Genomic DNA, 10,927 nt, shown 5'->3' with positions numbered 1-10,927 from the left:
GAGGTGGAAGTGCGGCAACGTATGCAGCTGACGAATACTAATCGGTCGAGGGCTTAACCTCATATAGGGATCTTTTGACGGAGTCAAAAGTCTCTCTGCTTGAAACCTATAGTAGTTACTTTACACAAGTTTCGTATCTAGTTTTCAAGGCGCAAACCACGCTTTGACTGTTTGGTGATGATGGCGGAGGGGACCCACGCGTTCCCATCTCGAACACGACCGTTAAGCCCTCCAGCGTCGATGGTACTTGAACCGCAGGGTTCTGGGAGAGTAGAACGTTGCCAAGCACAGAAGAAAAACCTTTTTGAGAGAAATCTCAGAAAGGTTTTTTTGCATCTCTTACGACAATTCTAATGTGAGATTCTCGCAAAGTGTCACAAGGGAAGTATAGGCCACTAATTGATCTGATTTGTGACTTTTCAGAGCTAAGTGGAACTACAGGGTCTTATTTGACCTCAACAGGCGGGTTTTTAGCCAAAACAAACGAAATAACGGTTCGTAGATCCCTTTAAGAGTCGAACGGCTCGATTTTAGCAGAAATAGCGGAGCGTAGTTCCCACATGCTCATAATCTTGAGAAGGGTAGCTCGAAAGGCTACTCACTTGCAGAAAGTACATCAAAATCAACAGCCCCAGGCTCATCTCAGACCATTTGCTGAATTTTGTGCAGGTAAATCCACCGAAAACGCCAGCACTTTTTACATCAAAGCTTGTTAGATCGCTTCTAAGCAACAAAAAAACCTGCACTTTTTACACGTAATGTGACAAAGAGCAGGTTTCATTTTTATTGCAAATAACAAGAGGTCTCTTTCTCAGAAATCTTCATTAAACCAGTTTTCCGATAAGGGCGGAACCGAAACAGCATCCATAACCGCGGCATGAGCATCCAAATGTGAAAGATCATGAAATAAATCAACCAAGGAGCCGGAATCCAGGGATACAGGATCGTAATCAGGGAGAGACCTATCCAGAACAGGTGGAGTTGTACCTTGCCTACCAGCCGAACCGATGCATGGCCATCTGGCAGTGAGCCGCACCAGAAAATTCCCCATCGATAGGACCACCCTCTCATGGCCATTCCTATGGTGAATTGGAAATAAGCCCGAACAAGCAGGGTATGGAAAACAAGTAATAACGGATAGCTGACTAACATTGGGAGCCAGTTTGCGGGGTCGAATTTGAAGAATAAGGCCAAGGCGAGAATCAGGAAGTAAAGAATCCTTTTATACAAAGAATGATAAATGCGCTTCACTAAAGTATAACTATAAATAGTAGATTGTTTGGAGAGATTGGGTTCCTGTTTTGTTGACATGATGACCTCCGTAAGCCGGTTAACCTGATATAGAGGTAATATCGGCATTTTCCTTCCAAGATATGAGCGTTTAGCTAGTTTAGGAGAATCGAGATTCGGATATACTAGTAGTAAAAGTACATGGGGTGATCATATGGAGGAGAACCGAATTGGGATATGTATGATCTGTGAGCAGCAGCGAAATGGTGGCATTCATATTATTACAGCTTTCATTTGTGATGAGTGCAGTGGTGAAATTGTCAAAACGAACGTGAACGATCAAAAATACCCATTCTTCGTAAATCAGATGAAAAAAGCTTTATACTTGGGGAACCCAAAACAATATATGAACTAATTGAGAGAAGCTTCTTTCTGGAAGCTTTTTTGTTTTTTATGCTTCAATCCACTACTATAAGGGTAGTAAGTAGAAAGTTCAAGGAGTCTATTCGAATGAGCAGCAATTACAATTCAGAGAAACAGTTCAAAGCACCGCTGTATGAGGCAATGGTAGTTCATCAAGCTAAAAAACCGGTAAGTCTACATGTACCAGGCCACAAATCCGGTCAGGGGTTACTGGACGAAGGGGCACCCTTTTTTAAGCATATAATGGCGATTGATTATACGGAAATATCAGGTCTGGATGATTTGCATCATGCAGAGGGTGTCATTCTGGAGGCGGAACAGTTAGCCGCAGCCTGCTTTGGGGCAGAGGATTCCCATTTTCTCATTGGTGGCAGTACGGTCGGGAATATCGCCATGATTGCAGCCGTTTGTGAGCGAGGTGATGTCATTCTTGTCCAAAGAAATGTACATAAATCAGTTATTCACGGATTAATGTTGGCTGGAGCGAGAGCTGTGTTCATTTCACCTTCTATCGATCCACAAACGGGTGTTGCGACAAGCGTACATATTGAAGCTGTGAAACAAGCGTTGCAGCAATATCCGGAGGCTAAAGCTTTATTTTTGACCAATCCAAATTATTACGGCATGGGCGTTCATTTAACACCTTTTGCCGAGTTGATGCATGCACAGGGGAAAATGCTTTTGGTGGATGAGGCGCATGGTGCACACTACGGATTTCATCCGGAGGTACCGGCCTCTGCGTTGTCGCAGGGAGCGGATGCAGTCGTGCAGTCTACGCATAAAATGCTTACCGCGATGACGATGGGAGCCATGCTTCATTTGAAGGGGCCGCGTATTAATAAGGATGCGACTCGCCGGCTTTTGGGGATGCTGCAGAGTTCAAGTCCTTCGTATCCGATCATGGCGTCGTTAGATTTGGCGAGAAAAAGAATGCATACGGAAGGGGAAGCCTGGCTGTCAGAAGGGATTATGCTTGTTAAAGAATTTAGATCCTTTCTAGCCGAAATGAACCGATTTGATTACTTCCCTAAGGAGTTTCCACGATCTAGAAGTGAAGGATATGAGACGGCGGATCCCTTTAAAGTGGCCATTTGTGATGCGACACAAACTTTAAGTGCGGCAGAGCTCAAGGAGAGATTAGAGGAAAAGGGCATTTACGTAGAAATGACGGATGGCCGTCATGTGCTGCTTGTTTTCACACCGGCTACGAGCCGGGCGGATTTAGAAAGGGTTATTGGCGTGTTAAGCAACATTTGTTTGGACGTTCCAGCACAAAAGAAGGAACTTCATGCGCCTATCTCGAATATACTTAAATTACCCTACTACACACAAATCTCTTCACCAATTGTTTTTGATCTGAGAGACATCTCAAGAGAAGGGCGGGAAGTGGGAGCTTATCGACAGGTAAGCGTGGAGGATGCGGTTGGCAAGCGTTCTGCGGATATGGTGATCCCGTATCCACCAGGAATTCCTTATCTATACCCGGGTGAAGTTATTACGGATACCGTGGCTGAGGCTTTACTACAATTAGCGGCAAACGGAATTAAGTTTCAAGGTACGGAATTTGGTCAGACACACAAGTTAAAGATATACACATAAACTATTATATGGACTGGTAAAGCAGCACGCAGGAGGAAGAGTGAACGGAATTTTCATTACTTTTGAAGGACCGGACGGTTCCGGAAAAACGACACAGCTCAAGAAATTAGGTGAAGAGCTTAAGAAATTAGGACATGATGTTCTGGTGACAAGAGAACCAGGGGGAACAGCAATCAGCGATAAAATTCGCAGTATTATTCTTGATCCTGTGAATGCAGAAATGGTCGATCAAGCGGAAGTGCTGCTATACGCGGCATCCCGAGCGCAGCATGTGCATCAGTTGATTTTGCCGGCTCTGGAAGCTGGGCGCATCGTCTTGTGCGATCGTTTCATTGATGCAAGCGTTGCGTATCAGGGATACGGACTAGGCTTGGATGTTGAGCAAGTCAAAGCGATTTCACGCTATGCAAGCTCGGGCTTACAAGCAACTCGAACATTCATTCTGGATGTTCCCGTAGAAGTCAGTATGGCGCGATTGCATCAAAGAGCATCAGGTGCAACAACCGCAGCGGAACAGCTGGATCGCATCGAACAGAAACATGTGGATTACCACAGCCGAGTAAGGGAAGGATTCCACCAGATCGCATCCGATCATCCTGAGCGTGTAAGAGTGATTGACGCTAACCGCAGTGTAGAGGAGATTGCAGCAGATATTTGGAGTCAGTGTAACCGTTTGCTTGAGGAACATTTTGCTTAGGAACATTTTTCCGTGAGAAGCAGAAAATCCATTCTTAGTTTATAATAAGAGGAGGCAACCCCTATGAAACTAGTCGTAGCTGTTGTACAAGATAAGGACAGTAACCGTCTCTCCAATGCATTAATTAAAGAAGGTTTTCGCGCTACGAAGCTGGCAAGTACAGGCGGTTTTCTACGCGCAGGAAATACGACTTTCATGATCGGTACGGAAGATGAGAGAGTGCAAGAGGTTATGCAGGTCATTCGCGCCAATTGCAAAATTCGGGAACAGCTTGTTACACCGGTTTCTCCAATGGGAGGAACGACAGATTCTTATATTCCATTCCCAGTGGAAGTTCAAGTGGGTGGAGCCGCGGTATTCGTATTGCCGGTTGAACGCTTCGAGCATTACTAAATTATAGATGACCTAAATAAGGATGGATGCGTCTTGAAAATTAATCCGGGGTGGCAGCCCATTGGTAAGAACGTCAAAGTGAATGAGAACGTACCGCCGCCACAGATGGCCCCCCGGAATTTCTCTGACATTATGCAGCAGCAGGATGAGAAATTTACGCAGGAGCAGTTGTCCAAAATGGTGCAGCAGATTACGCTGCAAGGCGACCGTCTTTCACGGGCGATGACTGTGAGAGAGCTTCTCCAGTATAAATTGCTGATTAAGCAATTTCTGGAGGAGACGGCTCGCCGAGGTGTCAATTTACGAGATACGAAGGGCTGGGATCGTCGCGGCCGTTCGAAGCGATATAAGCTTTTGGAAGAAATCGATCAAGAGCTCCTCTCGTTAGCGGATGAATTGCTGGAGAGCGAGCAGGGTCGTATTGAGATTTTGCAAAAAATCGGAGAAATCCGCGGTATGTTGATTAACTTGTTATTTTAGGATGGTGCCATAACGAATGTCCTTTCAGACCATACCGGGGCAAGCAGCGGCAAAGCAACTTCTGCAGAACGGGCTGCGACAAGACAAGCTGTCACACGCCTATATATTTAGCGGGCCTGTGGGGACAGGGCGTTCCGAAATGGCGATAGCCTTGGCGAAAGCGATTTATTGTCAGAACGGAACGGATGACGCTTGTGGTGAATGCTTGGAGTGCCGCAAAGTGGAGCACAGCAATCATCCCGATCTGCATATCGTTGCACCTGAAGGGGCCTCAATCAAGATTGAGCAAATTCGGGAGCTTCAGAAGGAATTTGCTTACCGTGCGACAGCTTCCGGCACGAAAATATATATTCTGCACCATGCAGAGAAAATGACTGTACAGGCAGCAAATAGCCTTTTGAAATTTCTAGAAGAACCAACTTCCAGGGTCGTGGCTATTCTCATCACCGAGAATGGAAATGCCTTATTACCAACGATTCAGTCGAGAGCACAGTGGATTCAATTCACTCCGATGGCGCGTGAGCAGATGGTGCTGACGCTGCTCGAAGAAGGATTTCCAGCTGCTCTTGTGCAACCTGCAGCACATTTAACAGCAGGATTACAAGCGGCCAGGGAGCTAATCGGAGCGAATTGGTTTGCAGAAATGAGAACCGTAATGTTACAATTAGCGAAGGAGACGCTCACACGTTTTCCTACTTCTATGATTACGGTTCAGCAACGAATTGTGAAATCAGAACTTGCAGAACACATGTCGAGTCTTTTCGACTTGTTGATTCTCTGGTTTAAAGATATGGTGCAACTGCGCCTTGAGCGCAGGGACAGGCTTGTATATAATGACCAGCTGGACTGGATGAGCTCCCTTGCGTTAAGTCGGGATGTCTCAGTCTGGGTGCGTATGATGGAGCAAGCCGTAGATTTACAAAAGCGACTGCGCTTCAACGCCAACTCTCAGCTGGTTATAGAGAAAATGCTCGTGGAGATGCAGGGGGTGTAAGATGTATTCGGTTGTAGGCGTCCGCTTTAAAAAAGCGGGTAAAATATATTATTTTGACCCAATCGATTTGCCGATTGAGCAAGAAAGTGCCGTTATTGTTGAAACCGCTCGCGGTGTGGAATACGGTAAGGTTGTAGTGGGCAAGAAGATTGTCAAAGAAAATGATGTCGTTCTTCCACTCAAAAAGGTCATTCGCATCGCGGATGATTCGGATGCTGACTTGGTTGAAGAGAATAAAAAAGCAGCCAAAGATGCCTTCCAAACGTGCCACGACAAGATCAGAGATCATAGTCTTAAGATGAAGCTTGTGGACGTAGAGTATACCTTTGACCGCAATAAAATTATTTTTTATTTTACAGCCGAGGGGCGCGTTGATTTCCGGGAACTCGTGAAAGATTTGGCGAGCATTTTCCGGACAAGAATCGAACTGCGTCAAATTGGTGTGCGGGACGAAGCCAAGATGTTAGGCGGTATTGGTCCGTGTGGGCGGATTTTATGCTGTTCATCGTTTTTAGGTGATTTTGAGCCGGTATCCATCAAGATGGCCAAAGATCAGAATTTATCGCTGAATCCGACGAAGATTTCGGGTTTATGCGGCCGGTTAATGTGCTGCTTGAAGTACGAGCATGATAATTATGAAAGTGCGAAGGATTCTCTGCCAACCGTTGGAAGGCATGTGATCACTTCTTTTGGTAATGGTAAGGTACTAGGGTTAAATATCAGTGAGCGTACCGCGAAGGTTCAATTATTCGACCTTGGTAAAGCACTTGATTTACCTTTCGATGATGTAGTTGAACAAGAGTAGCGGCATAGGATCCAAGGAGGCGCTGGCCAGTAAGCATGCATGGCACTAGAGGTGAAAGCGTGGATAAACAGGATATTTTTGGACAAATAGATGGGATCGAAGAACGAATGGGTGCCACTTATGCCGAGTTGGGTGCCTTAAAGAAACAAATCATTATACTCATCGAAGAAAATAAGAGACTAAGCATAGAAAATCAGCAACTGCGCAAGTTGATTCGACAAGAGGAAACGACGGTTGAACAGCCTGTCGGAGAGGCGGAGGAAACGGTTTCGTTACCGGGAGCCGGATATGATAATTTGACCCGCTTGTACAACGAAGGATTTCACATATGCAATGTGTATTATGGACACCTTCGGACTGAGGGAGATTGTTTGTTTTGCTTATCCTTTTTAAATAAATAAGTGTGTTTGACCGTAGGGGTTTATGCCTTACGGTTTTTTTCCATAGATGAGCGAGGACTAGAAAGGAAATGAAGAACAGCGTATGGTGCCTTTACGACCGACTGAAAGAATTGACGATTTATTAACGTATGATTTAAAAATAATTCAAAGCGAGGAAGTGTTCAGCTTTTCGATGGATGCTGTCCTGCTTGGCCGATTTTGCAGTTTGCCGCCGAAGGGTCGGGTTATCGATTTATGTACAGGCAACGGTGTCGTGCCACTGCTCTTGTCTACTCGAACGAAGGCAGACATCTGGGGCGTAGAAATCCAGGAGCGACTTGCGGATATGGCGGTTCGCAATGCTTTACTCAATGATTTAGGCGAAAGGCTGCATATGATACAAGGCGACTTAAAGACCATTCATGGCACTTTAGGCCACGGCCAATTCGATGCTGTAACGGTGAATCCGCCGTATTTGCCTGTGCCGAATGGGGAGCAGAATGTGAATGAGCATTTTGCCGCAGCGCGTCATGAAATCCACTGTAACTTGGAGGATGTCATAGCTGCATGTGCGAAGCTGGTCAAAGCAGGCGGTAAAGTGGCCATGGTTCACCGGGCAACACGATTGGTTGACATTATCAGTTTAATGAGGAGATACCGTCTGGAGCCGAAAAGAATTCGTTACGTGCACGCACGTGCTAGGGAAGAGGCGATGATGGTGCTGATCGAGGGGATGAAGGATGGTAAGCCGGAAATTCGCACACTGCCTCCGCTTATCGTGTATGACGAGAACCAGGAGTACTGTAAGGAATTGAAGGAAATTTATTACGGGGGCAGAGCTTCCTTAGAGTTTTCATAAAAATAAATATTAGCGTATATGGAAGCATATGACTAAAGTGAAGAGGGACAAACCGTGGGCATAAATGTGCAAAAAAGTTATCGCGAGGACGGAAATAGCTCGGGTACGCTCTACCTGGTTGCCACACCGATCGGCAACCTTGAAGACATGACCTTTCGGGCGATTCGCATCCTGAAGGAAGTGAACCTCATTGCCGCCGAAGATACGCGGCAAACCCGCAAGCTGCTGACGCACTTCGAAATCGCTACGCGAATCGTCAGCTATCACGAACACAACAAGCAGGCAAGCGGCCCGGAACTCGTCCGCTTGCTGCTTGAAGGGCAGAGCATCGCGTTAGTCAGCGATGCAGGACTGCCGGCCATCTCCGATCCAGGTTATGACCTGGTGAGGATGGCCGTAGAGCAGGGCGCGCCGGTGGTGCCTGTCCCCGGCGCGAACGCGGCCCTGTCGGCGCTGATTGCATCAGGCCTGCCGACAGAGCGGTTTACCTTCGTCGGATTTCTCCCCCGGGAGAAAAAGGATCAGACGAAGGTGCTTGAAGGGCTGCAGCACGTGCAGGACACGCTGCTGTTCTATGAATCGCCGCACCGCGTCGACAAAACACTTGCCCGCATGGCGGAAGTGTGGGGGCCGGAGCGACGGGTTTGTCTCGCCCGCGAGCTGACGAAGCGGTACGAGGAATTTCTGCGGGGCACGATTGCCGAGTGCCTCGAGCATCTCGCGCAGCACCCGCCGCAGGGCGAGTACTGCGTGATCGCCGAAGGTGCGTCGGCAGAAAGCGCCAAAGAAGCCGCCGATGGTTGGTGGGAGGCGATGTCGCTAGGCGAGCATGTCGAGCACTATGAGGGGCAGGGCAGCGACCGGAAGGAAGCGATGAAGCAGGTTGCGAGCGATCGCGGCCTATCCAAGCGGGATGTTTACAACGCATTGCTTGAGCGCTAAGCGCTCGGGCGGTGTAACTCGTGTTTGGCACTTGAAGGGGAACCGTAGTTCCCCGCTAAGCGAGGTCGAGAGTGAGCGCTGCGGAAAAAGTCCAGACAAAAAAAGATCTCTAATCCGTGGCCGAAGCCAACAAATTAGAGATTAGAGGAGATATGAAAAAGGTTAGAATTACCAATAGGATAAGTGCTACTTCTATTATATACTATTTTTCTTATTTTGTCACAGGTGTTGGCATTTCCGCTAAACAAATATGACAAACAATTTTTCCCTTAAAGTAAGAGACGCCTTCAGCGTTGCCACAGAAGATACAAGCAGGCTCATATTTCTTAAGCATGATACGCTCGCCATCTACGTAAATTTCAAGAGCGTCTTTCTCGCCAATTCCAAGTGTACGGCGAAGTTCAATTGGAATAACAACACGCCCCAATTCGTCAACTTTTCTTACAATGCCCGTAGATTTCATCATATATATAAACCCCTTTCGATTTTATAAAAATTTTATCAATATCGTCATGTTTCGACATATCTCTTAAACTAATGATACCAACCATTCCCAAAATAGTCAACCATATTTTCGCTAGTTTGGGCGTGTAGATAATAATTTTTTGAAATCTGAACACAACTGAAAAGAGAGGAAAAGCCAAGTGGAATAAGGATTTGTAAATAATATATTACTATTAGATGTGAGAAAAGGTGGATTTAACCAATTCATTTAAGCGGACGAAAGTAATGAAAAATTGGGATTAGTAAATTCGACAAATTACGACATACATGTCGATATGATGGTGTGAAATGTCGAAAAGATGTAGAATTTTAATAAAGAGAGGTTGTGGTTGAATGAAGGAAGAGAAGGTTTTTAAAGATCCCGTTCATAAATACATTTACGTGCAGGATAACACGATCTGGGATTTGATTAATACGCGAGAGTTCCAGAGGCTGCGTCGCATCCGGCAATTAGGAACCTCTTATTTAACTTTTCATGGCGCCGAGCACAGCCGATTCTCGCATTCGCTTGGTGTGTACGAGATCACGCGCAAAATTATATCTCAATTCGAACGCAATCAATATGAAGATTGGCCGAAGGAAGAGCGTTTGATCTGTCTTTGTGCAGCGCTATTACACGATTTGGGGCATGGACCTTTCTCCCATTCTATTGAGAAGGCTTTTGGAACCCGACATGAGGATTGGTCTTGTAAAATCGTGCTGGGCGATACAGAGGTCAATAAAGTACTGAGCCGGGTTTCGCCTGATTTCCCCAAAAAAGTGGCGGGAGTCATTTGCAAATCCTACAATGAAGAAATTGTTGTAAGCCTGGTGTCGTCTCAATTGGACGCCGATCGGATGGACTACCTGTTAAGAGACGCCTATTTTACGGGTGTTAATTACGGGACGTTCGATCTGGAACGTATTCTCCGAGTTATCCGGCCGTATCGTGGGCATATTGTCGTTAAAGAAAGTGGTATGCACGCTGTAGAAGATTATCTCATGTCACGCTATCAGATGTATTGGCAGGTCTATTTCCATCCGGTGACGCGGAGCGCGGAAATTCTGCTGCACAAAATCTTTGCGCGTGCCAAACATTTATATGAAGATAACTATACGTTTGGCTTTATGACGGATCCCATTCTGCACCTGATTCAAAATAAGATTTCACTTGAAGATTATTTACTTCTGGACGAATCTGTGATGCAGGCGATGCTAACGTTTTGGATGAGTGAGAAGGATCCTATCCTTGCCGATATGTGTAAGCGATTCTTAGACCGCAAATTGTATAAATACAGTACTTTTGATGAGTCGAATCAGCGTATGATTCAGCTTATGGAGAAAGTCATGGCCGAGGTTGGGCTCGATCCAATCTATTACATGGAAATTGATTTCCCGTCGAATCAATCCTATGATGTGTACAGGCCGGGAGAGACGGAGGATAATTTACCGATTCTGCTTTTGGATCATAAAGAGACGCTGACTGAAATCACTCACCGCTCGGAAATCGTGCAGTCGATTAGCGGCTTTCAAATGGGTAAACATCATGTCTATTACCCCGAGGAGTTGCTTGAGCGTCTGAATGCTTCTGAATATCCGGAGCTATGGGAGATGCTAGGCGAGCAGGAATAATACATAAGAG

General features: G+C 46.1%; 13 protein-coding genes and 1 rRNA gene. 12 read left to right on the top strand and 2 right to left on the bottom strand.

Annotated elements, in window-relative coordinates:
* Nucleotides 1–170 precede the first annotated feature (170 nt).
* Nucleotides 171–287 (top strand): 5S ribosomal RNA (gene rrf, locus GON05_RS30235).
* A 496-nt stretch (nt 288–783) separates the two neighbouring features.
* Here rrf and GON05_RS30230 read toward each other — a convergent pair.
* Nucleotides 784–1,311 carry a hypothetical protein gene (locus GON05_RS30230; RefSeq protein WP_157324523.1) on the bottom strand — a complete coding sequence of 176 codons (528 nt, stop codon included), beginning with the start codon at nt 1,309–1,311 and terminating at the stop codon, nt 784–786.
* A 133-nt stretch (nt 1,312–1,444) separates the two neighbouring features.
* On the opposite strand from GON05_RS30230, the gene GON05_RS30225 reads away from it, so the two are divergent.
* The 10 genes from GON05_RS30225 to rsmI all read left to right on the top strand — a co-directional run bounded on the left by GON05_RS30225 (nt 1,445) and on the right by rsmI (nt 8,802).
* Nucleotides 1,445–1,645 carry a sigma factor G inhibitor Gin gene (locus GON05_RS30225; RefSeq protein WP_157324521.1) on the top strand — a complete coding sequence of 67 codons (201 nt, stop codon included), beginning with the start codon at nt 1,445–1,447 and terminating at the stop codon, nt 1,643–1,645.
* A gap of 95 nt (nt 1,646–1,740) precedes the next feature.
* Complete coding sequence (locus GON05_RS30220) at nt 1,741–3,252, top strand: aminotransferase class I/II-fold pyridoxal phosphate-dependent enzyme (RefSeq protein WP_157324519.1); 1,512 nt, start codon at nt 1,741–1,743, stop codon at nt 3,250–3,252.
* 40 nt (nt 3,253–3,292) lie between these two features.
* Complete coding sequence (gene tmk / locus GON05_RS30215; RefSeq protein WP_181646447.1) at nt 3,293–3,949, top strand: dTMP kinase; 657 nt, start codon at nt 3,293–3,295, stop codon at nt 3,947–3,949.
* Nucleotides 3,950–4,012: 63 nt separating this feature from the next.
* Nucleotides 4,013–4,342 carry a cyclic-di-AMP receptor gene (locus GON05_RS30210; protein WP_079417169.1) on the top strand — a complete coding sequence of 110 codons (330 nt, stop codon included), beginning with the start codon at nt 4,013–4,015 and terminating at the stop codon, nt 4,340–4,342.
* Between the two features lie 33 nt (nt 4,343–4,375).
* Complete coding sequence (locus tag GON05_RS30205) at nt 4,376–4,822, top strand: YaaR family protein (protein WP_127457116.1); 447 nt, start codon at nt 4,376–4,378, stop codon at nt 4,820–4,822.
* A 16-nt stretch (nt 4,823–4,838) separates the two neighbouring features.
* Nucleotides 4,839–5,816: a DNA polymerase III subunit delta' gene (gene holB, locus GON05_RS30200; RefSeq protein ID WP_157324517.1), complete on the top strand. Its 978-nt coding sequence runs from the start codon at nt 4,839–4,841 to the stop codon at nt 5,814–5,816.
* Between the two features lies 1 nt (nt 5,817).
* Nucleotides 5,818–6,621 carry a PSP1 domain-containing protein gene (locus GON05_RS30195; protein ID WP_127457118.1) on the top strand — a complete coding sequence of 268 codons (804 nt, stop codon included), beginning with the start codon at nt 5,818–5,820 and terminating at the stop codon, nt 6,619–6,621.
* Nucleotides 6,622–6,680: 59 nt separating this feature from the next.
* Nucleotides 6,681–7,022, top strand: coding sequence for a DNA replication initiation control protein YabA (gene yabA / locus GON05_RS30190; RefSeq protein ID WP_127457119.1), 342 nt, complete (start codon nt 6,681–6,683; stop codon nt 7,020–7,022).
* An 82-nt stretch (nt 7,023–7,104) separates the two neighbouring features.
* On the top strand, nt 7,105–7,860 hold the full coding sequence (locus tag GON05_RS30185) for a tRNA1(Val) (adenine(37)-N6)-methyltransferase (RefSeq protein ID WP_157324513.1): 756 nt from the start codon (nt 7,105–7,107) through the stop codon (nt 7,858–7,860).
* 54 nt (nt 7,861–7,914) lie between these two features.
* Nucleotides 7,915–8,802 (top strand): 16S rRNA (cytidine(1402)-2'-O)-methyltransferase, encoded by an 888-nt coding sequence (rsmI, locus tag GON05_RS30180; protein ID WP_181646446.1) that lies wholly within the window; start codon nt 7,915–7,917, stop codon nt 8,800–8,802.
* A 211-nt stretch (nt 8,803–9,013) separates the two neighbouring features.
* Here rsmI and GON05_RS30175 read toward each other — a convergent pair whose 3' ends face one another.
* Nucleotides 9,014–9,268, bottom strand: a complete 255-nt coding sequence (locus GON05_RS30175; protein WP_127457122.1) for an AbrB/MazE/SpoVT family DNA-binding domain-containing protein — start codon at nt 9,266–9,268, stop codon at nt 9,014–9,016.
* A 371-nt stretch (nt 9,269–9,639) separates the two neighbouring features.
* Here GON05_RS30175 and GON05_RS30170 point away from each other — a divergent pair, with 371 nt between their 5' ends.
* The gene (locus GON05_RS30170) at nt 9,640–10,917 is read left to right on the top strand and encodes an HD domain-containing protein (protein WP_127457123.1); all 1,278 of its coding nucleotides are present in this window, start codon (nt 9,640–9,642) and stop codon (nt 10,915–10,917) included.
* Nucleotides 10,918–10,927: the final 10 nt, after the last annotated feature.

The organism is Paenibacillus anseongensis (assembly GCF_009757995.1).
GTDB lineage: Bacteria > Bacillota > Bacilli > Paenibacillales > NBRC-103111 > Paenibacillus_E > Paenibacillus_E chondroitinus.
This window is presented reverse-complemented; position numbering and strand designations above follow the sequence as displayed.